A 24,757-nucleotide genomic window follows, 5' to 3' on the forward strand; every position below is an offset into this window, starting at 1 on the left:
TATGCTTCTCAGAAAGGATGATGTGTTCTACATAGACCTTCCGAGAAAAATAGAAAAAGAAGAAAAAGCGGAAGAAGAAAAAACAAAAGAGAACACAGCAGAGGAAATCCAAAAGATCAAAGAAATTAGAGAAAAGATCCTCTCCGAAGCTCAGGAAGAGGCCAGAAAAATCATTGAAGGCGCCAGAAAAGACGCGGAAGGAATCCTAAGAAGCGCCTCCAGTGAGGCTGAAGCTTTAAAGCTCGAAGCGAAGAAAGTCTTAGAAGAAGCAAAAACGATGAGGAACGATCTTCAGAAGTACATTCTCGGTTTGAAAAAAGAGATCCAAAAACAGATAAACCTGAAAATAGAAGAGATACTTCCAGAACTTCTCGATATACTCAGGATCCTCTTCAAGAAGATCCTCGAAAAGGAAATGGACGAGTCAGTAGTGGAAAGAAAGTTGAGGAGCGCCTTATCAAAATTAGTGGGCATCAAAAATGTGAAGATCAGGATAAATCCAGAAGATGCAAAAAAAACTGGATCTCAGTGATATCAGCAAAGAAACTTTGATACCGGATCCCAATGTAGAAAGAGGCGGCGTCATTGTCGAGACAGATTTCGGAATCCTGGACAAAACTTTCTCTCATCAATGGGAACTCGTGGAGGACATCTTCGAAGAGGTGATAGGTTTTGAAGGATATACTGAAAGAACTGAAAAAGAAGTTGATTGAAGAAGATTTCAATAAATTCAACGGAAGGGTCACACGAGTAGTAGGACTCACTGTGGAATCGAAAGGTCCAGACGCTTTTCTTGGAGAAATGTGTAAAATCTCACTTCAGAACGGTAAGAACGCACTCGCAGAGGTGGTTGGTTTCAGGGAAGAAAGTGTTATTCTCATGCCCTACGAGGATGTCTCCGGGTTGAAGATGGGCTGTGAAGTCATCAGGACCAACAAAGTACTCGAAGTTGGTGTCAGCAGAAAGATGATCGGAAGGGTGTTCGATGGTCTGGGTCGTCCAATAGACGGAAAGCCCTTCGTTCCGGAAGACAGATATCCTTTGACCAACACCCCTCCAAACCCTCTGAAAAGACGAAGAATAAAAGATCCTCTACCAGTGGGCATACGATCGATAGATGGCTTCATAACAGTGGGCAAAGGCCAGAGAATTGGAATTTTCGCGGGTAGCGGTGTTGGAAAAAGCACACTTCTTGGAATGATCGCACGAAACACGACGGCGGACATTAACGTGCTGGCTCTCATCGGTGAGCGCGGAAGAGAGGTCAGAGAATTCATAGAGAGGGACCTCGGAGAAGAGGGACTGAAGCGGTCCATACTGGTGGTCTCAACATCCGATCAGCCTGCCCTTGCCAGAGTGAAATCTCTCCTCACCGCCACCAGTATAGCGGAATTCTTCAGAGATCTGGGATACGATGTCCTTCTGATGGTGGACTCTCTCACCAGATGGGCCATGGCTCAGAGAGAAGTGGGGCTCGCAGTGGGAGAACCTCCCACCACCAGGGGATATCCACCAAGTGTCTTTGCCGGCCTTCCAAAAATACTCGAAAGGGCAGGAAACTCAGATAAAGGCAGCATAACAGCGATTTACACCGTGCTCGTTGAAGCGGACGATTTCAACGAACCCATTTCCGACACTGTCAGATCCATCGTAGATGGACACATAATTCTTTCGAGGAGACTTGCCGAATCGAATCACTACCCAGCAGTCGACGTTCTTGCAAGTGTGAGCCGATTGATGAACGATATCGTCACCGAAGAACACAGAGAGGCGGCGAACCGCCTCCGATCGCTGATGTCGGCTTATGAATCCGCAAAAGATCTGATTGAAATCGGTGCTTACAAGAGTGGGACCAATCCACTCGTTGACAAAGCTGTGGAAATGAAAGACGAGATCGATTCCTTTCTGAAACAGGGTGTCTTTGAAAAAGCTTCATTCGAGGAAACCCTTCAGAAACTTCTGGATCTATACCTGAGATCTCTTGACTAAGTAAGTCATGTCTCCTACCATCATGAAGAGTTCGTCGATGTTTTTCAGAAAGCTCAACCTGTTCACTCTCAAGTCGTCCCTCTTCACCATCACAAAGACATTGTCGAAGTACTCGTCTATGTAGGGTTTCAATTCGATCAGATACTGAAGCGCCTCACGGTAGTTCAACCTCTCCAGAGCTTTCAAAACTTTTTCTTTGACTTCGTAGAACTTGTTCATCAGCTTTTTCTCTTCTTCTTTCTCAAAGAGGGCTCCATCGAATTTGGTGGAGTCGTGATTCTTCGTTATGTTGTGGACTCGCTCAAATCCAACGAACAGGTCTTGAAACTCGGGTTTTTCAGATATCTCCTGGAGGGCTTCCGCAGAGAGGATCCCGCGAAGGGGCTTCTTCCACAGGTGATTCACCGCTCTTGCCACGTCGAAGGATATTCCAAGTTCGTTGATCAGAAACTGATAGAACCTGCCTGCAAAGAACGTTTCCAGTTCTTCAGAAAGATGGTACTTCACCAGTGAAGAAGCGAAAGTGAGAAGCTCTTCCAGAGAAATATCCCACTCGTTCTTCCTTATGATCCTGAAGATTGTGTCAGCTTTACTTTTCAGGCCATACGGATCTTTAGAACTCGTGGGAACGTTGCCTATGGCGAAATTTCCCACGATGGTGTCGATTCTATCCGCTATTCCAAGAATGGAACCTATCACTGTCTGTGGCTCTTCGGAGTAATGATCTTCTATGGCCGTTGCTATTTCTTCGTTTATTCCCTCCCTCAGGGCATAGATCCTGCCCATAACACCTTGTAGCTCCGGGAACTCGTACACCACCTTCGAAGCGATGTCTGCTTTGCATATAGAAGCGGCTTCCAGGACCTTCTGTGTGAACATCTCTGGAAGTTTCAGATCTTCACAGAGCCTCTGCGATATTTTCTTTATCCTTTCCACCTTGTCGTAGAGTGTTCCGAGTTTCTCCTGAAAAACGATTTCTTTGAGCTTTTCATTCATCTTTTCCAGCGAAGTCTCGAGATCCTTCTGGAAGTAGTACCGCGCGTCTTCCAATCGAGCGTTTATGACTCTCTCGTATCCCTTAACCACGTTCTCCGGTGGTTGTGGACCGTCTTGAAAAGCCACAAAGATGTTCGTCAGGGTCTCTTTATGCGCTATAAAAGAGCGTTGATGATGTTTCACGGCGGTTACTATGATCTCCTCTGGAAGTTCAAGATATTTTCGATCGAACTGTCCAACAACGATCCTGGGATACTCCGTTATCGCCACTATCTCTTCGATGAGTTCTTCATCGCGTTCAATCTTCATACCACTTCTTTTTTCAAATTCATCGATCTGTTCGAGGACGAATTTTTTTCTCTCCAGGTGGGAAGAAATCACGAATCCTTTTTTGAGAGATTCGTAGTACCTTTCCGGATCGGGAATTTCGATCGATCCAGCGTGATACCTTTTGCCGTAAGAGATTCTGGACGATCTAAGACCGAAGATTTCTAGGTCAAGAACTCTTCCATCAACCATCGCCACAATCCAGTGAACAGGTCTGACGTATTCGTGTTCACCGGAACCCCACCTCATGGGTTTTCTAAAATTCAAACCCAAAACGAGATCTCTGAACAGATCTGGGAGAACTTCTTCGACAGGCTTTCCTTCAACAACTCGCGATAAATAGACGTACCCCTCCCTGTGAACCACGTTCTCCAAGGAAGCGTTGTTGTTCCTCAAAAACCCCTCAAGAGCTCTGGTTGGTTTTCCGTTTTCATCGTAAGCAATGTTCAGTGGAGGACCTTTCTTCTCTTCGGTAAAATCCTCCTGTCTCTCCGGAAGATTATTGAGAATCACACCAAAACGTCTGCTTCCAACGAAGACTTCAACAGATCCGGAAGAAATTCTGTACGCTTTGAGAAGCTCAGCCGATTTTTCCTCGAGCTGCCTCAGAATACTGTGGAATTCGCTCGCGGGAAGTTCTTCGAGTCCCACCTCAAGCAGGGCTGTTCTCATTAGCCTGCACCTCCAGAAAAACTCTCGCAACCTTTCTTGCCATCGCCTGAATACGTTTCACGTAGGTTTGTCGCTGAGACACACTTATCGCTCCGCGCGCATCGAGAAGATTGAACGTGTGAGAACATTTCAAAATGTAATCGTAAGCGGGAAGGTAAAGATTTTTTTCCACAAGTCTGTAAAACTCCTTCTCGTATTCATCGAAATGCCTGAAAAGGAGTCCTACGTTGGCTTCTTCGAAGTTGAAAACCGAAAATTCTCTTTCGTTTTCAAGGAACACATCACCGTATTTCACGTTCTCGTTCCACTGCACCTCGTAGACGTTATCGACTCCCTGAAGATACATGGCGATCCTTTCCAGACCGTAGGTTATCTCGAGAGGAATGTCCTTCAGGGAAATTCCACCAATCTGCTGGAAATATGTGAACTGAGTTATCTCCATGCCGTCCAGCCACACTTCCCAGCCAACGCCCCACGCTCCGAGGGTGGGAGACTCCCAGTTGTCCTCTACAAATCTGATGTCGTGTTCCTTCAGGTTTATACCGAGGTACTCCAAGGACTCAAGGTACAGTTCTTGAGAGTTTTCAGGGGAGGGCTTTATGATCACTTGGTACTGGAAGTACCTCTGCAATCTGTTGGGATTCTCTCCATATCTACCATCGGTTGGCCTTCTGCTCGGCTGAACGTAGGCTACTTTCCATGGACCTTTTCTCAGACTTCCAAAGAACGTGGCGGGATGAAACGTCCCGGCGCCAACCTCCATATCATAAGGTTGTTCCAGAAGACAACCTTTAGACGCCCAGAAATCGTTCAGTTTCATTATCACATCCTGAAGATACATCCTTCACTCCCCTTCCTTCACAGCGATCGCTTCTATTTCTATTTCTACGTTTCTCGGAAGTTGAGCAACCGCCACAAACGACCTAGCGGGCCTGTGGTCTCCAAAGTATCTGGAATACACCTCGTTGACTCTCTGGAAGTAGCCCATACTGGTCGTGAACACAGTCACCTTCACGACGTCTTTCAGGGAGAAACCGCCCGCCTCCAGTATTGCTTTCAGATTTTCCAAAACTCTTTCAGTCTTTTCTTCTATGGTACCCTGAACGAGATCACCAGTTTCTGGATCTATGGGAATTTGACCCGAAACGAACATCATGTTTCCGACAACGACCGCCTGAGAGTACGGGCCTATGGCCTTTGGAGCCTTATCGGTTTCGACAAAGTACCTCATACTACCCCCTCCACCTGAACACGGGTTTCTTCGAAGCGAGCACTTCGTTGACCCTTCGAACCGGTGTGTTGTGAGGAGCGTTTTTCAAAGCATCAGGATTCTCATAGGCTTCTTTTACCACTCTTTCAAGGATTTCGGCGTACTTATCCAGCGTTTCTTTGTTTTCAGTCTCAGTTGGTTCTATCATGAGCGCTTCCGGAACGATGAGTGGAAAGTAAACTGTGGGAGGATGCACACCGAAGTCCAGTATTCGCTTCGCAATATCCAGTGTTCTCACACCGGTTTCCCTGAACACTTTCTCCGCGCTCGCCACGAATTCATGCATGCAGAACCCGTTGTATGGAATCTCCAAGAACTTCTCTATTTTTTTCTTCAAGTAGTTCGCGTTCAAAACGGCCATTTCACTCACTCTTTCAAGGCCGTCTCTTCCCATCGTGAGAATGTACGTGTACGCTTTTACGAGAACCGGGAAATTTCCAAAGAAACTCCTCACACGTCCTATGGTCTTTTCAGGAACGAAGAGTTCGTAAAGTTCTCCGTTCTTCTTTACCTGGGGGAAGGGCAGAAAATCCACCAGATGCTTTTTCACACCAACTGGTCCAGATCCAGGTCCTCCCATTCCGTGGGGAGTGGAAAACGTCTTGTGCAGGTTCAAATGGACGATGTCGAACCCCATGTCTCCTGGTCTCACTTTACCCATGATCGCGTTGAGGTTCGCACCATCGTAATAGAGAAGAGCACCACACTCATGCGTCATTTCCGCTATTTTCAGAATGTCCTTTTCGAAGAGCCCAAGCGTGTTTGGATTTGTGAGCATCACCGCAGCCACTTCTTCATCCAGTAGTTTTCTAAGATCCTCCACATCCACCATACCGTTTTTGCTCTTTATCTCCACCACCTCAAAACCAACCATCGAAGCGGATGCTGGATTAGTACCGTGTGCAGAATCCGGTACGAGAACTTTCTTTCTCCCAGTGTCTCCTCTGTTTTTAAAGTACTCTCTCACTATCAGCATTCCTGTGAGCTCCCCGTGAGCTCCGGCAGCGGGCTGAAGTGTCATGTCATCCATTCCCGTTATCTCACACAGCATTTCTTTCAGCTCGTACATGAGCCGAAGACTGCCCTGAACAGTTTCGACGGGCTGATACGGGTGTATCTCTCTGAATCCTTCGAGATTCGCAGCTTTTTCGTTCAATTTGGGATTGTACTTCATGGTGCAGGAACCGAGGGGGTAGATTCCGAGATCCACAGAGTAGTTCTTTCTGGCAAGATCGGTGTAATGCCTCACCACATCAGGCTCGCTAACCTCGGGAAGCTTCGGAGGTGTGCTCCTGAGAAATCGATCCGGAAGCGAATATTCTGGAATGTCACTCTCGGGAAGCCGGAATGCTTTTCTTCCCTTTTTGGACCTCTCGAATATCGTCATTTCATCGCCTCCAGGAGCTTTTCTATATCCTCTTTGGAAGTCACCTCTGTGGCACACGCGAGTGCTGTGTCTCCAAGTTCCGGGTAAAAACCCTTCAGAGGCAAAGGCCCAAGGATCTTTTTCGCCATCATCCACTTCCACCGCTCAGGATAATCCTCCGGCACGTTGAAAACGAACTCGTTGAAAAATTCTCCCGAAAAGCGCAGTTTGAATCCCATTTCTTCCAGTCTTTCCTGGAGGTAATGAGCGGCGCTGTAAGAACGCCTGGCTACCTCCCTCAGACCGTCAGGCCCCATCACACTCATGTAAACAGCCGCGATCAGAGCGGCGTGGGCATGGTTGGAACATATGTTCGAAGTGGCTCTGGCGCGCCTTATGTGCTGTTCTCTGGTCTGAAGGATCATGGTGTAGGCTGTGTTACCGGCTTGATCCACGGTCTGTCCAATCAATCTCCCTGGCATCTGCCTCACGTACTTCTCTCTTGTGGCAAAGATTCCAAGGGAATATCCTCCGAACCACATGGGAAGTCCCAGCGACTGGCCCTCACCAACCACGATGTCTGCCCCGTAGCTTCCTGGAGGTTCCAGAAGAGCGAGTGAAACTGGTTCTACAACCACTATCAGCAGAGCGTTACCCGATCGGCTCCTGACATAATCGAGATCTTCTATGACTCCAAAGAAATTGGGATACTGAACGGCTATCGCTGCCGTTTCCTCATCGACCTCTTCTAACAAGACCCTTCCCGTTTCGTCGTATCCGGCTTCCACCACGGTGAAACCTCTTTTTTCGAGATAAGTTCTCAAAACTGCTCTGTACTCGGGATGAACGGACCTTGCCACAACCACTTTTTCCTTTCCGGTGAGTCGAAAACTCATCAAAGCCGCTTCTGCCAGAGCGGTGGCTCCATCGTACATGGACGCGTTCGCCACTTCCATTCCCGTTAGTTCGCATACCATGGTCTGGTATTCAAACAGAGCCTGGAGGGTTCCCTGGGATACCTCCGCCTGATACGGTGTATAAGCAGTGAGAAAATCGGGCTTCATCGCAAGATCGTAAACAACCATGGGAACGTACCTTTTATAAACACCAGCTCCGAGAAAAACAGCGTGGTCTTCAAGAGAAGTGTTCATCTCAGAAATCTCTTTCAACCGCTTGAAAACACCGAACTCATCTCTGGACTCTGGAAGATTCAGAGACGACCTGGCAGAAACAGGAATCGAAGAAAACAGTTCTTCTATGGAAGAAACCCCTATGAAGTCCAACATGGCACGGACGTCTTCATCCGTGTGGGGAATGTAAGGATAGTTCATCAGGACACCTCCGGATTTCTATGAGAAACTACTCCTGAGCACAGAATTCCTGATAAGCCTGTTCATCCAGAAGATCTTCGAGTTCGCCTTCATCGGATATTTCCATTTTGAAAAGCCAGCCTTCTCCTTCTGGATCCTTGTTTATGAGTTCAGGTTCAGTATCGAGTTTCTCGTTCACTTCCACGATCTTCCCACTGAGAGGAGCGTACACGTCCGCTGCGGCTTTCACAGACTCTATACTCGCCACAACTTCCCCTTTCTTCACCTCTCTGCCGACTTCAGGAAGATCCACGTAGACCACATCGCCGAGCTGTTCCTGAGCGTGATTCGTGATCCCAACCGTTGCCACTTTGTCCTCAACCACCACCCATTCGTGAGTTTTCGTGTACTTTTTCATCTTCAAACCTCCCTCCTCACACTGCCTCTGTAAAATGGTTTTTTTACTACCAGAGCTTCTACAAGCTTTCCACCAGGAAACACCACTCCCAGTTGGTCTCCTATCTTCACCGATTTTGAAACGAGAGCCAGCGCTATCGACTTCCCAAGAGTTGGAGAGAAGTTACCACTTGTGATCTCTCCCACTCTCTCTCCATTCTTTGAAACTTCATAGCCTTTTCTTGCTATTCTTTTTCCAGAGAGCTCAAGCGCCACAAGTTTTCTTTCCACTTTTTCCTTCGCTTTCAGCAGCGCTTCCTTCCCCACGAAGTCTTTGTCCAGTTTTACAACCCAAGAAAGTCCCACTTCGAAAGGATTCGTGTTCTCATCCATGTCCTGACCGTACAGCAAATAAGTCGCCTCGAGTCGGCAAACGTCTCTCGCCCCAAGACCTGCTGGTCTGCCGTCGATTTTTCTGAGCAGATTCATCAAAGCATCCCAGACTTTCGGTGAATTCTTCGCTTCAATCATCAGTTCGAAACCGTCCTCACCCGTGTATCCCGTTCTTGAGACAATAGCCTCTACACCGGCTACAATACTCTTTTTGAAAGAATAATAGGCAATTTCCTCGAGACTGTCTTCAACAAGCTCCTGGAGGGCCTCCTGTGCCCTGGGGCCCTGGAACGCTATGAGGGCGGTCGTATCTGAAATGTTCGATACTTCGACATTGAAATTCTTCGAATGGGATTTTATCCAGTTGAAGTCCTTTTCAATGTTTGCCGCGTTTACCACCATGAGAGCCTCATCAGGACTTACCTTGTACACAACAAGATCATCGATGATTCCACCGTTTTCATTGCACATGACAGAGTAAAGCGCTTTACCATCCGGAAGTGAAGAAAAGTTGTTCGTTATAAGAAAGTCAATAAAAGAAACCGCTTCGGGCCCTTTAACGAGAAATTCCCCCATGTGAGAGACATCGAACATCCCCACCGATTTTCTGACTGCCATCACTTCTTCGAATATGGATGTGTAATAAAGAGGCATCTCCCACCCCGCGAAATCTACCATTTTCGCACCGAGTTCAACGTGCTTTTCAAATAGAGGCGTTCTCTTCATTCCCGCATCTCCTCCAGAATTCTCTTTGCTTCTTCTAAAAATTCCTCTGGTACCTTTATCACCATGAGGGCTGAAGAACCAAAAATCGCTCTCGGTGTAACATCATCACACGTTTCAACTACGTAAGGTATTTCGTTTTCTTTCAATATATCTTCGATCATCTTTACCTCCAGTTCACTTCCCTCAATTAAAGTTTCCCACCTCAAAATTTTAATCCTCCTTACACCAAGATTCAGGGTTTGTTAACATCACGAAGAAGTGGTAAATTGACATAGGGAACCCATGTACATTTTATCACTTTTGACGCATATGCTAAACTCTCATTGAAGAGAACAAACAGTTCACGGGGAGGCTGATCGCCTTGAAGAAGATAGCAGTACTTACAAGCGGCGGAGACGCACCTGGAATGAACGCAGCTGTGAGAGCCGTGGTCAGGTACGGTGTCAGGCAGGGACTGGAAGTGATCGGAGTGAGAAGAGGTTACTCGGGTCTCATCGACGGCGATTTTGTAAAACTCGAGTACAAAGATGTGGCAGGAATTACAGAAAAGGGAGGAACAATTCTGAGAACTTCCAGATGTGAGGAATTCAAGACAGAAGAGGGTAGAGAACTCGCTGCGAAACAGATAAAAAAACATGGTATAGAAGGACTCGTCGTCATAGGTGGTGAAGGAAGTCTCACCGGCGCTCATCTTCTTTACGAAGAACACAAAATACCTGTTGTCGGTATACCAGCAACCATAGACAACGACATTGGGTTGACCGACATGTGCATAGGCGTGGACACGTGTTTGAACACGGTGATGGATGCTGTTCAAAAGCTCAAGGACACCGCCAGCTCGCATGAGAGAGCCTTCATTGTGGAAGTCATGGGGAGGCATTCCGGCTACATCGCCCTCATGGCAGGACTGGTGACTGGTGCAGAAGCCATCATCGTACCAGAGATTCCGGTGGATTATTCACAGCTCGCCGATAGAATTCTCGAAGAAAGGAGAAGAGGAAAGATCAACAGCATAATCATAGTCGCTGAAGGTGCAGCGAGCGCTTATACCGTCGCAAGACACCTCGAATACAGGATAGGCTACGAAACAAGGATTACCATCCTCGGACACGTACAGAGAGGTGGCTCTCCAACGGCTTTCGACAGAAGACTGGCACTGAGTATGGGAGTTGAAGCGGTCGATGCTCTTCTGGACGGAGAGGTAGACGTGATGATAGCGCTCCAAGGGAACAAGCTCGTGAGAGTCCCCATAATGGAAGCGCTCTCTACGAAAAAAACGATCGACAAGAAACTCTACGAAATAGCCTATATGCTTTCATGAACGGGGTGAAATCGTGCGAAGTACAAAGATCGTATGTACAGTCGGACCAAGAACAGACAGCTACGAAATGATAGAAAAGATGATAGACCTTGGAGTGAACGTCTTCAGAATAAACACCTCACACGGCGACTGGAACGAGCAGGAACAGAAAATACTCAAAATAAAAGATCTGAGAGAGAAAAAGAAAAAACCCGTAGCCATTCTGATCGATCTTGCGGGGCCGAAGATCAGAACCGGATACCTCGAAAAAGAGTTTGTGGAATTGAAAGAGGGCCAGATCTTCACTCTCACCACAAAGGAAATACTTGGAAACGAACACATAGTCTCGGTGAATCTCAGCTCTCTTCCAAAGGACGTGAAGAAAGGAGACACCATTCTGCTGAGCGATGGAGAGATAGTGCTTGAGGTAATTGAAACAACCGATACAGAAGTGAAAACAGTGGTGAAAGTCGGTGGAAAGATCACACACAGGAGAGGTGTGAACGTACCGACGGCCGATCTTTCGGTGGAATCCATAACGGACAGAGACAGAGAATTCATAAAACTCGGAACGTTGCACGACGTTGAGTTTTTCGCTCTCTCTTTCGTGAGAAAACCAGAGGACGTGCTCAAGGCAAAAGAAGAGATCAGAAAACACGGAAAGGAAATACCTGTAATCTCCAAAATAGAAACGAAAAAGGCTCTGGAACGTCTCGAAGAGATAATAAAGGTAAGCGATGGAATCATGGTCGCACGCGGTGACCTGGGAGTGGAGATACCCATAGAAGAAGTTCCTATCGTTCAAAAAGAAATCATCAAACTCTCCAAGTACTACTCCAAACCAGTTATAGTCGCAACTCAAATACTCGAATCGATGATAGAAAATCCGTTCCCCACGAGGGCAGAGGTCACCGACATAGCCAACGCCATCTTCGATGGAGCGGACGCCCTGCTCCTCACAGCGGAAACAGCGGTTGGAAAACATCCCCTTGAAGCCATAAAGGTGCTGAGTAAAGTAGCAAAAGAAGCCGAGAAGAAACTGGAATTCTTCAGAACGATAGAATACGATACCAGCGACATATCTGAGGCTATATCACACGCCTGCTGGCAGCTCTCTGAATCTCTAAACGCGAAGCTGATCATCACACCTACCATATCCGGGAGTACCGCTGTTCGTGTTTCAAAGTACAACGTTTCTCAACCTATCGTGGCTCTGACACCAGAAGAGAGAACTTACTACAGACTTTCTCTCGTGAGGAAGGTGATACCCGTTCTCGCCGAAAAGTGCTCTCAGGAGCTGGAGTTCATCGAAAAAGGATTGAAGAAAGTGGAAGAAATGGGTTTAGCAGAAAAAGGGGATCTGGTGGTTCTCACTTCCGGCGTTCCAGGGAAGGTGGGAACGACGAACACCATAAGGGTGTTGAAGGTGGATTGAGGGGGGATCGCTATGAAGATCACCTGGTTTGGACACGCATGTTTTGCCCTGGAGATGGAAGGGAAAACGATCGTTACAGATCCTTTCGATGAGAGTGTGGGATATCCCATACCAAACGTAACCGCTGATGTTGTAACGGAAAGTCATCAGCATTTCGATCACAACGCACATCATCTTGTGAAGGGAAACTTTCGTGTGATAGACAAGCCCGGTACTTACACCGTGAACGGTGTAAGGATAAAAGGTATGGAGACCTTTCACGATCCATTACATGGAAGAGAAAGGGGCAAAAACATCGTCTTCGTATTCGAAGGGGAAGGCATAAAAGTATGCCACCTGGGAGACCTTGGACACGTGCTTACTCCTGCTCAGGTAAAAGAAATAGGTGAGGTCGATGTCCTGCTGGTACCCGTCGGTGGAACTTACACCATTGGGCCGAAGGAGGCAAAGGAAGTAGCGGATTTGCTGAATGCGAAAGTCATCATTCCGATGCACTACAAGACGAAGTACCTGAAATTCAATCTCCTGCCCGTTGATGATTTTTTGAAACTCTTCGATTCGTACGAACGTGTGGGAAACATCCTCGAGCTCTTTGAAAAGCCGAAAGAAAGAAAAGTAGTCGTCATGGAGGTGCAGTGATGATAAAGGTGCTGATAGACGAAGAGACTCTCAAGAAGAGAATCAAGGAACTGGCACGGGAAATAGAAGAGTACTACCTGGGTAAAACAGACACCATACACGCTGTATGCATCTTGAAGGGATCCATACACTTCTTCAGCGACCTCATGTTGAACATAAGAAAACTGAATGTCAAATACTCCTTCATTCATGTCTCGAGCTATCAAGGTACCTCTTCAACGGGAAGGATCAGAGTGAAATCCTGGATCGATGAGTCGATACACGATGAATACGTGCTCCTTGTGGAAGACATCGTTGACACCGGCCTCACCTTGCAGTACATAGTTCGATACCTGAAAAAATACAACCCAAGAGATTTCAGGATAGTGAGTCTCATAGAAAAAACAGTTCACGATCACGGAGTTCCCTTGGATTTCGTGGGATTCAGAGTGGACGATAAGTTCCTGGTCGGTTACGGACTCGACATCGATGAAAAATACCGAAATCTTCCCTACATAGGCTATGTGGAATAAGGGGTTCGTGCTTGTCTTCGCCCTCATCGTTTTGATGATGGTGTCTTTCGTTGTGTTCCAGATACTTTACATCCTCTCTTTTCTTGTGGGGTGAAGCGTTGCCGACACTGTTAGAAGAATTCCTCAACGAAGTCGAGAAAATGCTCAAGAATCAGGTGAACACGCGGAGAATTCACCAGCTCCTGAAGGAGCTGGATGATCCTTTACTGGAAAACAAAGACCTCGAGGAGAAACTTCAAGCTTTTCTTGACTACGTGAAAGAAATTCCCAACCTTCCGGAAGCAAGAAAAAGGTACAGAATCCAGAAATCTCTGGAAATGATAGAAAAGCTGAGAAGCTGGTTTCTCATAGACTATTTGGAATGTTCTGGAGAAGAAGTCGATCTCTCAACGGATATCCAGTACGCAAAAGGAGTGGGACCCAACAGAAAGAAGAAACTAAAAAAACTCGGAATAGAAACGCTGAGAGACCTCCTCGAGTTTTTCCCAAGGGATTACGAAGACAGAAGGAAGATCTTCAAACTGAACGATCTTCTTCCAGGTGAAAAGGTGACAACCCAGGGAAAGATCGTGAGCGTTGAGACAAAAAGATTCCAGAACATGAACATCTTGACTGCCGTTCTGTCTGACGGTTTGGTGCACGTCCCCTTGAAATGGTTCAACCAGGAATACCTCCAGACCTATCTGAAACAGCTCACTGGAAAAGAAGTTTTCGTGACCGGCACCGTGAAATCGAACGCGTACACGGGCCAGTACGAAATTCACAACGCCGAGGTAACACCGAAAGAGGGAGAATACGTAAGAAGGATACTTCCCATATACCGTTTGACCTCGGGAATTTCACAAAAACAAATGAGAAAGATCTTCGAGGAAAACATCCCATCGCTCTGCTGTTCGTTGAAAGAAACCCTTCCAGAAAGGATTCTTGAGAAGAGAAAACTGCTTGGTGTGAAAGACGCGTACTACGGCATGCACTTTCCCAAAACCTTCTATCACCTCGAAAAGGCCCGAGAGAGACTGGCTTACGAAGAACTCTTCGTACTTCAGTTGGCTTTCCAGAAGATCAGAAAAGAGCGGGAAAAGCACGGAGGGATTCCAAAGAAAATAGAAGGAAAACTCGCAGAGGAGTTTATAAAGTCCCTTCCCTTCAAGCTGACAAATGCTCAAAAAAGAGCTCACCAGGAGATAAGAAACGATATGATCTCTGAAAAACCGATGAACAGGCTTCTTCAAGGAGATGTGGGTTCTGGAAAGACCGTCGTGGCACAGCTTGCCATACTCGACAACTACGAAGCGGGTTTCCAGACGGCCTTCATGGTGCCAACCTCGATCCTCGCGATCCAGCACTACAGAAGAACCGTCGAGAGTTTTTCGAAGTTCAACATCCACGTGGCACTCCTCATAGGAGCAACCACGCCCTCAGAGAAGGAGAAAATAAAATCCGGCCTCAGGAACGGTCAGATAGACGTGGTGATAGGAACACATGCACTGATACAGGAAGACGTTCATTTCAAGAACCTGGGACTGGTCATAATCGACGAACAGCACCGCTTCGGTGTGAAGCAAAGAGAAGCCCTCATGAACAAGGGAAAAATGGTGGACACACTGGTGATGAGTGCCACTCCCATTCCCAGAAGCATGGCCCTTGCCTTCTACGGGGACCTCGATGTCACAGTGATAGACGAGATGCCTCCTGGAAGGAAAGAAGTGCAAACCATGCTCGTTCCGATGGATAGAGTGAACGAAATCTACGAGTTCGTGAGGCAAGAAGTGATGAAGGGAGGACAGGCTTTCATCGTTTATCCGCTCATCGAAGAGTCGGACAAACTGAACGTGAAGTCCGCTGTGGAGATGTACGAATACCTCTCGAAAGAAGTCTTCCCGGAGTTCAAACTGGGTCTCATGCACGGACGGCTTTCTCAGGAGGAAAAGGACAGAGTCATGTTGGAATTCGCAGAAGGAAGATACGACATCCTCGTTTCCACAACGGTTATAGAAGTCGGGATAGACGTTCCGAGAGCGAACGTGATGGTGATAGAAAACCCAGAGAGGTTTGGCCTCGCCCAGCTCCACCAGCTTCGTGGAAGAGTGGGAAGGGGAGGTCAGGAGGCTTACTGCTTCCTCGTTGTTGGAGACGTGGGAGAGGAGGCAATGGAGAGGCTGAGATTCTTCACACTCAACACAGATGGGTTCAAAATAGCCGAGTACGACCTGAAAACGAGGGGCCCTGGAGAGTTCTTCGGTGTGAAACAGCACGGTTTGAGCGGCTTCAAAGTGGCCGATCTATACAGAGATCTGAAACTCTTGGAGTGGGCAAGAGAAGACGTTCAGGAAATCGACGTGGAAGGAATAGAACTCCCGGAAGAGATAAAACTCATCGAAGTAGGCTGAGGAGCCTTTCGATCACCATCTTTTCCAGCCTGAACAATTTCTCATCAGTGAAATCTATGGCTTTCTCTTTCAGCTTCACTTCGTCGAGTATCTTTGAAGGCCTTCCCGAGAGGAGAAAGATCCTTTCCGACAGAAAAACAGCTTCCTTCACGTTGTGTGTCACAAAAACGATGGAGAACCTCCTCTTCTGCCACAAATCAATCAGCAAATCCATCACCTTCATCTTTGTCTTCAAGTCCAGTGCGTCGAAAGGTTCGTCGAGAAGGAGAAGATCAGGATCCACAAGGAGTGCCCTCACAAAGTTTACCCTCTGTTTCATTCCCTCGCTGAGTTGCCATGGATAGTGATTTTCAAAACCTTTCAGCTCCACTTTCTCAAGAAGGGATGCTATTCTGTCTGGATCTCTTCTGATCAACATCAAATTCTCCGTTATCGTTTTCCACGGAATCAGCCTGGGTTCCTGAAACACGTATCCGATTTTATCCGTGAAAACCTTCACCTTTCCCTGATAGTCTTCAAGACCTGATACAATCCTCAAAAAGGTTGTTTTTCCACAGCCAGACGGCCCAAGAAGAGCCACCCTCTCACCCTTACCAACTGAAAAACCCCAGTTTTCTATCACCTTAACACCGTTGAAGTCTTTCCTCAATCCTTCTACCTTCAGGATAACCTCCACTTCTTCCACACTCTCCTTGCGAGAACCTTCACAGATCTTTCAAAAGATATCCCCAGAACCACTGTGAAAATGGTGAGTGCGTACACCCGAGGAACGTCCACGTACTGCCGTGCCCAGGATATCAGAACTCCCAGTCCACTGTCACCGCAAAGGTACTCCCCCATAACAACCGCTTTCCACACGTTTCCAGAAGACACCTCCAGAATCGAGAGAACGAAGGGCCAGATCGAACCAAGATACACCTCCTTCAAAATCATCCTCCGCGGCACCCTGTAGACCTTCATCACTTCCAACAGCTTTCTGTCCACGCTTCTTACCCCGGAAACCGTTGTGAAAATGGCAACTGGAATGAGGGAAAGGGAAGAGATGACGACAGGACCCTGCCAGCCTATTCCCCACAGAAAGATCACGACGACAAGCCAGGAAACAACGGGTACCGCCTGCACCACCGTGACCAAAGGACGTAGAAATTCGTACACCCTGTCGCTGATACCCATGAAGAAACCAACGGGAAGTCCCACAGCGATGACGATGAGAGTGGAAGCAAGGCCCTTCAAGAGTGTGCTCAAAAGGGCCTCGAAGGTTTCACGATTCAACATTTTAACGAAGACTTCGAAGGTTTCCACAGGACCCGGCAATATGAGAGAAGATGGGAAAAGAAAGTGCAAAAGGTACCACGCTATCAGAACAAGAAGTATTCCAAAAACCGCTCTCATTTCCAGTAGAATCCTTCGTCTGGTACCTTTTCAAGCCCTTCGGGATAGAGTTCGTTCAGCTTTTTCAGAAAGGTCTCGACTTCCTCTCTGCATTTTTCAACAGGTACATATTCGAACTCTATTCTCTCCAGTGAGGATTTCAGAATCTTTGCGGGAATACCCAATTTTTCAGAAGAAAGTTGAACGGTTTCATCGAGATTTTCTTTCATCCACCTGATAGAATCTATGAGGGCCTTCTCTGCTTTTTCAACGGTTTCTTCGTCCACACCTTCCCTCACAAACAGACCGGCAATCGGAATCCTTCCGGGTACTCCCAGTTCTTTTCCCCACTCTTTCTGAAAATCGAGAACCACTTTTCCCCTGTCAAGACACATGGAAACGAATGGCTCGGGGAGAGCTGCGTACTTCACCTTTCCAGATTTGAAGAGTGCGACTATTTCCTGGGGAGGTGCGTAGAGTATCTTCACATCTCTGTCGGGAGTGAGTCCTGCTTTTGATAAAAAGTACCTCATCAGAACATCCACCGTCTGTCCTCTTCCGTGAGGTGTGTAAATTTCCTGCCCTCGAAGACTCTCCCATCCATCAAAGGTAGCATCATCGGATGCAACAAGATAGAACACCTTCCACTCGTGTACACCCACGAGTTTTATCCTTACTCCCTTTCCGTATAGATTCGCACCAACGGTCACGGGAAGGACAGCGAAATCAACCTCTTTTGAAACTATCTTCGCAACCGCTTCCTCTGGATTTTTCCAGATTTCGATCTTCACATCCGTCGGTATCTTCCCGTCCATGATAGGAACAACAGGAATCAACGCGGGCCCGAATGGATTCAAAAGTGTTTCTCCGAAAAGAATGGATATCGTCAGGAGCAAAACCACGATCGTTACTTTCTTCATCTAATCACCTCCTGAAAAAGAAAGGGAGGGTTTCCCCTCCCTGTTTATTTTACCGCAAGTTTTTTCTTCCTCGATCTGTCTTCGTAGTAGGTGTGAAGCAGCTCGTGAGCTTTGTGACTGAGCGGATGTTCGAGGTACTCTTCGTACAGTTTCTTTATGGCAGGGTTCTCGTGAGACTTCCTCAGAGTCATTCTCTCGTCGATGGTGTAGATGGCTTCCGCCCTCTTTCTGAGGATCTCTGGATCTCTGCTGTAGGGCTGACCTCCTCCACCGATACATCCACCGGGACACGCCATCACTTCAACGAAATGATACTTCACTTCTCTTCTCAGAATCTTTTCCACCAGATTTCTCACGTTGGCTGTACCGTGAACCACAGCAATCCTTATCTTTTTGCCATCCAGATCTATTTCGGCTTCCTTGACACCTTTGAGTCCTCTCACATCTTCAAAAACGATCTTCGGTAGTGTCTTTCCCGTTTTGAGTTCGTACGCAGTTCTCAAAGCAGCCTCCATCACACCACCTGTAACACCAAAGAGTGCCGCCGCTCCCGTGGAGATTCCAAGCGGTGCGTCGTATTCTTCTTCTGGAAGGTTCGCGAACGGTATCTTCTTCATCCTTATGAGCTTCCCAAGTTCCCTTGTGGTGAGAACAACATCCACCGCTGGAACTCCGTTCACCATGAGCTGTTTTCTCAGAGCCTCGTCCTTCTTCGCGGTGCAGGGCATGATGGATACGTGGAAAATGTCTTCCGGTTTCACTCCGAGTTTTTCCGCAAAGTAGGTTTTCACCAGAGCAGAGAGCATTCCCTGTGGTGACTTGGCAGAAGAAAGTCTCGTCCTGAGTTCGGGATAGACCTTTTCCACAAGGTTCACCCATCCAGGACAACAGGAAGTGAACATGGGAAGGTCCTCAAGGTCGCCTTTTTCAAGTCTTTCGAGAAATTCACTTCCTTCTTCCATTATGGTAAGGTCTGCCCCAAAGTTCGTGTCGAAGACGTAATCGAAGCCGAGTCTTCTGAGAGCAGCAACCATCTGGCCAGTAGAAATGGTACCAGGGGCGTATCCAAATTCTTCGCCAATCGCCACTCTCACCGATGGTGCGGTTTGAACGACGAGGATCTTTTCTTTCTTTTCCAGTTCTTCCAGAACAACCTTTACCGCCGAATTTTCAACTATAGCGCCCGTTGGACAGAACGCAGCACACTGACCACAACCTATACAATCTGTTTCATAAACGGGCATGTCGAAAGGAGTTCCGGGATAAGTTCTGTGACCCCTCTCCACCATAGAGTAGATGTGCATTCCCTGAAGTTCGGAACATGCTCTAACACAACGCTGGCACTTGATACATTTGGAAAGATCTCTGACTATAGCAGGACTGCTCCTGTCGACCAACCCTTCTTTGGTACCGTATCCGAAAATGGGTTCCACATCGTACTTGTAGATCAGATCCTGGAACTCACACCTTCCATTCGCTTCACACGTCATACAATCGTTGGGGTGTTCAGAGAGAAGAAGCGCGAGGTTGAACTTCCTGGCTGTTTTTACCCTGTCAGAAGAGGTCTTTATCACCATACCATCTCTCACTTTTGTCACACACGCAGGTTGAAGATTCCTCGCTCCTTCCACCTCAACGACACAGACTCTACACGCACCTATTGATTCCCCAAGCCTTGGGTGGTGACACAAAGCAGGAATCTCTATTCCCGCCTTTTCACAGGCTTCAATGACCGTCAAGTTGTCAGGTACCGCAAGCGTTCTACCATTTATAACAACCGTCACGTCCGCCAAGGCAAAGCACCTCCTCACAGAATTGGTTTCACCATTTTGTGATAAATTTCTCAAATTATTTTTAAAAAACCTCCTCATTGGGATATATTACCACAACTACTCGGAAGTTTTTCTATGCTTCAAGGAACTGATACTTTCTGAAATGGCACGCGCTCTTTTCTCTCCTATTCCCTCGACTTTCTTCAAATCCTCAACAGAGGCTTTACTGATCTGATCGAGTGTTTTGAACATCTTGACCACATTGTAACCGATGCTGAGCGGAATCCTCGCCACTGTTTTAAGGAGTCTGTAGCCTCTTGCGGAAACAAGCACATCGTCCAACTGTGCAGCTTGCTGCACGTCGTATCCCAAAACTCTGGAAATCGAAATGGGAGACGGTTCTCTCCTTGTGATGAAATCCTGCAAGATATTTTGAGCCGTTTCTTCTTCCACCTCTTCGGAAGAGTAATCCATTATGAGAAGAACCAAAAGGTCGTCCACGTCTTCCGTCAACTCCCTGAGCTGCATCCTTGCGAGTCTTCCTTCCTCACCGAGCTCTACTATGTAGGGTCTTATCTCCTCTACTATCCTCAAAAGCTCGAACCCTTTTGCCAGTGTCCTCACCACGTCAGCGAGAGTAACTCTGTTCTCCAGTTCCAGAACTTCAAGTTCCGAAAGAAGTTTGTTGAAATTGTCCTTGTATTTTTCCAGAGTGCTGATCGCCTGTGTCACTTTCGATATGAGAAAATCCACCTGGTTCACAACGTACTTGTAATTTTTATAGTAGAGTGAGATGATATTCCTCCTTCTTGAAACTGCTATCACGACTTTTCCCGTTTGTTTCGCCAGCCTTTCTGCCGTTCTGTGTCTTGTACCGGTTTCTCCCGTTGGTATCGTAGGATCCGGCACAAGATGAACATTCGCGTAGTATATCTTTGTGATATCCTCAGAAAGAACTATCGCACCATCCATTTTTGAAAGCTCGTACAGTTTCTCCGCCGAAAAATCGGTGTCCAGCCAGAATCCCCCTTGGATAACATCTTCGTATTTTTTTGGATCATCAACAAGAAAAATAAGCGCACCAAAGTTGGCATTGATTATGTCATCCAGTGCTTTTCTCAACTCCGTTCCCGGTGATATGAGTTTTATCTTTTCAATCAGCTCCTGGGGTACCAAGGATTTCACCCCCAATTATAGAGACGGCCTCTTTGAGGTCACGCACCTCAAAAACTCCTTTTTGCTCTTCTTCGATCGGAGGAACTATTATCCTTCCAGAACTCTTCAAAGAGTTCAATCTTCTATTAATATTGTAAACCTTCCTCACCTTTCCATCCAAACCAATTTCGCCAACGGCCGCCGTGTTGTGCAGGGAAACTTCCAGATAGGAAGACACAATGGAAAGCGCTATCGCAAGATCCGCTGCGGGATCCGTTACTCTGAGTCCCCCTACAACGTTGACATAAACATCGTGTGTTTCTATGGGAAGCTTCAGATATTTACTGATCACGGCAATCAAAAGCATCACTCTGTTCGCATCTACGCCTTTACACACCCTCTTGGGAGAGAACGTTCTGTTCTTGGAGACGAGTGCCTGTATCTGCACAACAAAGGGCTTCGTGCCTTCAAAAACACACGTGAGGACATTTCCTGGAAGATCCGCATCTCCTTCAGTAAAGGAAGGATTCTCCACCTGGACGAAACCGTTTTCTTTGAGCTCAAAAACCGCCACTTCGTCGGAAGGTCCGAATCTGTTCTTTGTAATCTTCAAGAGTCTCAATCCTGTACGTCTGTCCCCTTCAAAATACGCCACGGTGTCCACCATGTGTTCCACCAGTTTCGGTCCTGCTATTTCCCCTTCTTTCGTCACATGTCCCACCAGGAGAACTGGCACACCTCTTCTCTTCGCGAAGTCGATCGTTTTCATCGTCACGTTTTTTACCTGAGAGATGCTTCCAGGACTGCTTCCAAGATCCGAAGAAAAAACCGTTTGAATAGAGTCAACCACCATAAAACTCACTCTTTTGTTTTGTAGAGAAGATATTATTTCATCGATGTCGTTCTCCAAGGTCAAAAGGATGTCCTTTTTCCTCTTCAACAAAAGCCTGTCCGCCCTCAATTTCAACTGCTGGGGGGACTCTTCACCAGAAACGTAAACAACCAGCCCTCTTTCAGCGAACCTTTCAGCGATCTGAAGCGCTATCGTACTCTTTCCTATCCCGGGTTCACCGGAGAGCAGGATCACCTGTCCGGGAACAATTCCTCCCCTGAAAGCCCTGTCCAGTTCTGAAAAACCCGTGGATAGCCTTTCAAGGGAAATTTCTCCAGCGTCTTCTAAATTTAAAAACAGGGAGGGGCTTCCCTCCCTGTTTTTCCTTCTTTGAACCACTTCTTCTGCTGTATCGTATTCACCGCACTGAGGGCACCTTCCGAACCATTTTGGAGAAACGTAGCCACAGTTGGAACAGACGAACTTTTTCACTGGACCACCTTCTCCTTCTTTTCACCCTTTCTGGTGAATCGAAGAGCATCTTTGCGAGCCCTACAGACAATCGTATCTCCTTCGTTGAACTTACCTCTCAGGATCTCTTCAGAGAGAGGATCTTCCACGTATCTCTGTATCGCTCTCTTCAGAGGTCTTGCCCCGTACACCGGATCGAATCCTTTTTCGACCAGGAACTCTTTTGCACTCTTTGTCAGTACAAGCTTCATGTTCTTCTCCGAGAGTCTCTTTCTGAGGTCTCTCAAGAGTATGTCGATGATCTGTTCGATGTGTTCCTTCTTCAACGGATGGAATATGATCGTTTCATCGATCCTGTTCAGGAACTCAGGTCTGAACGTTCTTTTCACCTCTTCCAGAACGAGATCCTTTATTTTCTCGAATTCCCTCTCTTCGTTGTTGTCACCCACAAACCCAAGAGTTCTCTTGGATTTGTTGATGTAAGAGCTTCCGATGTTGCTGGTCATGATGATGATCGTGTTCCTGAAATCAACTTCACGTCCCTGGGAATCCGTGAGTCTTCCATCGTCCATTATCTGGAGCAGTATGTTGAACACGTCCGGATGTGCCTTCTCTATTTCGTCGAACAGGATCACCGAGAACGGTCTTCTTCTCACTTTCTCCGTGAGAGTACCGCCTTCTTCGTAACCCACGTACCCTGGAGGTGCTCCTATGAGCCTTGAAACGGAGAACCTCTCCATGTATTCGCTCATGTCGAACCTGATGAGGGCCCTTTCATCCCCGAACAGGTACTCTGCGAGCGCCTTTGCGAGTTCTGTCTTTCCAACACCCGTTGGACCAAGGAACAGGAACACACCTATCGGCCTTCTCGGATCTTTCAAACCGCTTCTTGCTCTTCTTATGGCCCTGGCTACAGCTTTTATAGCTTCGTCCTGAGCAACGATTCTCTGGTGGAGAGCCTCTTCGAGATTGAGAAGCTTTTCGACTTCTGTTTCCTCGATCTTTCTGAGAGGAACACCCGTCCAGGAAGACACCACTTCAGCCACGTCGTCTACATCCACCTTTACCACAGCTGTTTCTGCGCGTCTTCTCCACTCTGCGTACCTTTTTCTGTATTCCGCCTCCAGCTCCATCTCTTCTTCTTTCAGTTGTGCAGCCTTTTCGTAATCCTGGTTCAGAACAGCGAGCTCCTTATCGCTTCTTATTCTTTCCAGTTCTAGCTTCATATCCTTCAGTTCTGGAGGAAGCACGAACACCTTCAATCTCGCTCTGGCACCTGCCTCGTCTATCACATCGATCGCCTTGTCAGGTAGATAGTGATCGGTTATGTATCTCTTGGAAAGGTAAACGGCCGCCTCCAGAGCCTTGTCGGTATAAATCACTTTATGATGCGCTTCGTATTTTCTCTTCAAACCTTTCAATATTTCGAGCGTTTCTTCCTCAGTTGGTTCTTTCACATATATCTTCTGAAACCTTCTCTCCAGAGCCGCATCCTTTTCAATGTACCTTCTGTATTCGTCCGGTGTGGTGGCACCTATACAGCTTATCTCTCCACGTGCGAGAGCAGGCTTCAAAATGTTCGCAGCATCGATTGCTCCCTCAGCCGATCCAGCACCAACTATGGTGTGTATCTCGTCTATGAAGAGGATAATGTTCTTATCCTTGGTCACGATCTGAAGGAGCTTCTTCATCCTCTTTTCGAATTCACCTCTGTATTTGGTTCCCGCAACCAGCGCTGCCACGTCAAGAGAGAAGATCACCTTGTTTTTCAAGATCTCGGGCACATCTCCAGCGACTATCCTCTGAGCCAGACCTTCGACTATCGCTGTCTTTCCAACTCCAGGATCTCCAATGAGAACAGGATTGTTTTTCTTCCTTCTGACGAGGACCTGCATCACTCTCTCTATTTCTTCTTCTCTTCCAATAACTGGGTCGAGCTCTTTTTTGGCTGCAAGTTCTGTGAGATTCACACCGAAGCCTTCAAGTTGCTTCACGCTTCTGTAAGTGTAATCCTCCTCTTCCTCATACTCCAGATTTTTGTTCGAGGAGTAGGAGTAGATATCTATGATCTCTCTTCTCAGAGTAGCGATATCTACTCCGAGTTTCCTCAGAATGTGTATTGCAATCCCTTCTCCCTCTCTCAGAATACCAAGGAGAAGATGCTCCGGGTTTATCTTGTCACTTCCAAGAATCTTCGCCTCTTCGTATGCGAGTTCGGTCACTCTTTTGGCTCTTGGAGTCATCTGAGGAGAAGGGACAAAGCCTCTCATCCCCATGCCAACCATGGAGATGATCTCGGATCTCACCTTGGAGTACGAGGCTCCCATTTCTTCCAGGAGTTCGACGGCCGGGCTTCTATCTACTTTTAGAATTGCAAGCAGAAGGTGCTCCGTTCCGACGTACGAATGCCCGAGTTCTTTTGCCTCCTCCTGGGCTGTTACAAATATCTGAGCTGTCTTCTCCGAGAACTTATCAAACATAGTATCACCTCCGGGTCTTCCAATTTCATTATATC

The 24,757-nt window shown here is 47.2% G+C and carries 23 protein-coding genes; 8 read left to right on the forward strand and 15 right to left on the reverse strand.

The genetic code is table 11. The features are described 5' to 3' along the window. Nucleotide 1: 1 nt before the first annotated feature. Genes TRQ2_RS03720 through fliI form a run of 3 tightly spaced genes read left to right on the forward strand, consistent with a single transcriptional unit; the run spans nucleotide 2 to nucleotide 1,989 of the window. The gene (locus tag TRQ2_RS03720; RefSeq protein WP_238514464.1) at nucleotides 2–532 is read left to right on the forward strand and encodes a flagellar export protein FliJ; all 531 of its coding nucleotides are present in this window, start codon (nucleotides 2–4) and stop codon (nucleotides 530–532) included. Further along, nucleotides 507–713: a FliH/SctL family protein gene (locus TRQ2_RS09955; RefSeq protein ID WP_238514465.1), complete on the forward strand. Its 207-nt coding sequence runs from the start codon at nucleotides 507–509 to the stop codon at nucleotides 711–713. Before TRQ2_RS03720 ends, TRQ2_RS09955 begins: the two co-directional genes overlap by 26 nt. Continuing rightward, nucleotides 673–1,989: a flagellar protein export ATPase FliI gene (fliI, locus tag TRQ2_RS03725; protein WP_012310707.1), complete on the forward strand. Its 1,317-nt coding sequence runs from the start codon at nucleotides 673–675 to the stop codon at nucleotides 1,987–1,989. Before TRQ2_RS09955 ends, fliI begins: the two co-directional genes overlap by 41 nt. Here the strand turns inward: fliI and glyS are convergent. Genes glyS through TRQ2_RS03765 form a run of 8 tightly spaced genes read right to left on the reverse strand, consistent with a single transcriptional unit; the run spans nucleotide 1,966 to nucleotide 9,651 of the window. After that, nucleotides 1,966–3,984 carry a glycine--tRNA ligase subunit beta gene (glyS, locus tag TRQ2_RS03730; protein WP_012310708.1) on the reverse strand — a complete coding sequence of 673 codons (2,019 nt, stop codon included), beginning with the start codon at nucleotides 3,982–3,984 and terminating at the stop codon, nucleotides 1,966–1,968. The genes fliI and glyS overlap by 24 nt on opposite strands. Continuing rightward, nucleotides 3,965–4,825 carry a glycine--tRNA ligase subunit alpha gene (locus TRQ2_RS03735; RefSeq protein ID WP_012310709.1) on the reverse strand — a complete coding sequence of 287 codons (861 nt, stop codon included), beginning with the start codon at nucleotides 4,823–4,825 and terminating at the stop codon, nucleotides 3,965–3,967. Before TRQ2_RS03735 ends, glyS begins: the two co-directional genes overlap by 20 nt. 3 nt (nucleotides 4,826–4,828) lie before the next feature. Then, on the reverse strand, nucleotides 4,829–5,215 hold the full coding sequence (locus tag TRQ2_RS03740; protein WP_012310710.1) for a RidA family protein: 387 nt from the start codon (nucleotides 5,213–5,215) through the stop codon (nucleotides 4,829–4,831). Nucleotide 5,216: 1 nt separating this feature from the next. Continuing rightward, nucleotides 5,217–6,641 (reverse strand): aminomethyl-transferring glycine dehydrogenase subunit GcvPB, encoded by a 1,425-nt coding sequence (gene gcvPB / locus TRQ2_RS03745; RefSeq protein ID WP_012310711.1) that lies wholly within the window; start codon nucleotides 6,639–6,641, stop codon nucleotides 5,217–5,219. After that, a complete protein-coding gene (gene gcvPA / locus TRQ2_RS03750; protein WP_012310712.1) occupies nucleotides 6,638–7,951 on the reverse strand; it encodes an aminomethyl-transferring glycine dehydrogenase subunit GcvPA in 1,314 nt (437 codons plus the stop codon). Before gcvPA ends, gcvPB begins: the two co-directional genes overlap by 4 nt. A 28-nt stretch (nucleotides 7,952–7,979) precedes the next feature. Then, nucleotides 7,980–8,354 (reverse strand): glycine cleavage system protein GcvH, encoded by a 375-nt coding sequence (gcvH, locus tag TRQ2_RS03755; protein ID WP_148202910.1) that lies wholly within the window; start codon nucleotides 8,352–8,354, stop codon nucleotides 7,980–7,982. After that, complete coding sequence (gcvT, locus tag TRQ2_RS03760) at nucleotides 8,351–9,445, reverse strand: glycine cleavage system aminomethyltransferase GcvT (RefSeq protein ID WP_012310714.1); 1,095 nt, start codon at nucleotides 9,443–9,445, stop codon at nucleotides 8,351–8,353. Before gcvT ends, gcvH begins: the two co-directional genes overlap by 4 nt. Further along, nucleotides 9,442–9,651 (reverse strand): putative signal transducing protein, encoded by a 210-nt coding sequence (locus TRQ2_RS03765; protein WP_008193898.1) that lies wholly within the window; start codon nucleotides 9,649–9,651, stop codon nucleotides 9,442–9,444. Before TRQ2_RS03765 ends, gcvT begins: the two co-directional genes overlap by 4 nt. Nucleotides 9,652–9,806: 155 nt before the next feature. On the opposite strand from TRQ2_RS03765, the gene pfkA reads away from it, so the two are divergent. The 5 genes from pfkA (at nucleotide 9,807) to recG (ending at nucleotide 15,721) form a co-directional block, all read left to right on the forward strand. Further along, nucleotides 9,807–10,766, forward strand: a complete 960-nt coding sequence (pfkA, locus tag TRQ2_RS03770) for a 6-phosphofructokinase (RefSeq protein ID WP_012310715.1) — start codon at nucleotides 9,807–9,809, stop codon at nucleotides 10,764–10,766. Nucleotides 10,767–10,779: 13 nt separating this feature from the next. Beyond that, nucleotides 10,780–12,180, forward strand: a complete 1,401-nt coding sequence (gene pyk / locus TRQ2_RS03775; protein ID WP_012310716.1) for a pyruvate kinase — start codon at nucleotides 10,780–10,782, stop codon at nucleotides 12,178–12,180. Between the two features lie 12 nt (nucleotides 12,181–12,192). Then, the gene (locus tag TRQ2_RS03780; RefSeq protein ID WP_012310717.1) at nucleotides 12,193–12,819 is read left to right on the forward strand and encodes an MBL fold metallo-hydrolase; all 627 of its coding nucleotides are present in this window, start codon (nucleotides 12,193–12,195) and stop codon (nucleotides 12,817–12,819) included. After that, nucleotides 12,819–13,331 carry a hypoxanthine phosphoribosyltransferase gene (gene hpt / locus TRQ2_RS03785; protein WP_012310718.1) on the forward strand — a complete coding sequence of 171 codons (513 nt, stop codon included), beginning with the start codon at nucleotides 12,819–12,821 and terminating at the stop codon, nucleotides 13,329–13,331. Before TRQ2_RS03780 ends, hpt begins: the two co-directional genes overlap by 1 nt. Before the next feature lie 98 nt (nucleotides 13,332–13,429). Beyond that, nucleotides 13,430–15,721, forward strand: a complete 2,292-nt coding sequence (recG, locus tag TRQ2_RS03790; protein WP_012310719.1) for an ATP-dependent DNA helicase RecG — start codon at nucleotides 13,430–13,432, stop codon at nucleotides 15,719–15,721. Here the strand turns inward: recG and TRQ2_RS03795 are convergent. From TRQ2_RS03795 to TRQ2_RS03825, 7 genes are all read right to left on the reverse strand, one after another. Next, complete coding sequence (locus TRQ2_RS03795; RefSeq protein ID WP_012310720.1) at nucleotides 15,705–16,397, reverse strand: ABC transporter ATP-binding protein; 693 nt, start codon at nucleotides 16,395–16,397, stop codon at nucleotides 15,705–15,707. The genes recG and TRQ2_RS03795 overlap by 17 nt on opposite strands. Continuing rightward, complete coding sequence (locus TRQ2_RS03800) at nucleotides 16,382–17,113, reverse strand: ABC transporter permease (RefSeq protein WP_012310721.1); 732 nt, start codon at nucleotides 17,111–17,113, stop codon at nucleotides 16,382–16,384. Before TRQ2_RS03800 ends, TRQ2_RS03795 begins: the two co-directional genes overlap by 16 nt. Beyond that, nucleotides 17,110–18,012, reverse strand: a complete 903-nt coding sequence (locus TRQ2_RS03805) for an ABC transporter substrate-binding protein (RefSeq protein WP_012310722.1) — start codon at nucleotides 18,010–18,012, stop codon at nucleotides 17,110–17,112. The genes TRQ2_RS03800 and TRQ2_RS03805 overlap by 4 nt, the downstream gene beginning before the upstream one ends. A gap of 44 nt (nucleotides 18,013–18,056) precedes the next feature. Beyond that, nucleotides 18,057–19,805: an NADH-dependent [FeFe] hydrogenase, group A6 gene (locus TRQ2_RS03810; protein WP_012310723.1), complete on the reverse strand. Its 1,749-nt coding sequence runs from the start codon at nucleotides 19,803–19,805 to the stop codon at nucleotides 18,057–18,059. 96 nt (nucleotides 19,806–19,901) lie between these two features. Then, entirely contained in the window at nucleotides 19,902–20,960 is a 1,059-nt protein-coding gene (gene disA, locus TRQ2_RS03815) for a DNA integrity scanning diadenylate cyclase DisA (protein ID WP_012310724.1), read from the reverse strand. Next, nucleotides 20,938–22,263: a DNA repair protein RadA gene (radA, locus tag TRQ2_RS03820; protein ID WP_012310725.1), complete on the reverse strand. Its 1,326-nt coding sequence runs from the start codon at nucleotides 22,261–22,263 to the stop codon at nucleotides 20,938–20,940. Before radA ends, disA begins: the two co-directional genes overlap by 23 nt. Continuing rightward, on the reverse strand, nucleotides 22,260–24,722 hold the full coding sequence (locus TRQ2_RS03825) for an ATP-dependent Clp protease ATP-binding subunit (RefSeq protein ID WP_012310726.1): 2,463 nt from the start codon (nucleotides 24,720–24,722) through the stop codon (nucleotides 22,260–22,262). The genes radA and TRQ2_RS03825 overlap by 4 nt, the downstream gene beginning before the upstream one ends. Between the last annotated feature and the right edge of the window lie 35 nt (nucleotides 24,723–24,757).

It is taken from the genome of Thermotoga sp. RQ2 (genome assembly GCF_000019625.1).
Taxonomy (GTDB): domain Bacteria; phylum Thermotogota; class Thermotogae; order Thermotogales; family Thermotogaceae; genus Thermotoga; species Thermotoga maritima.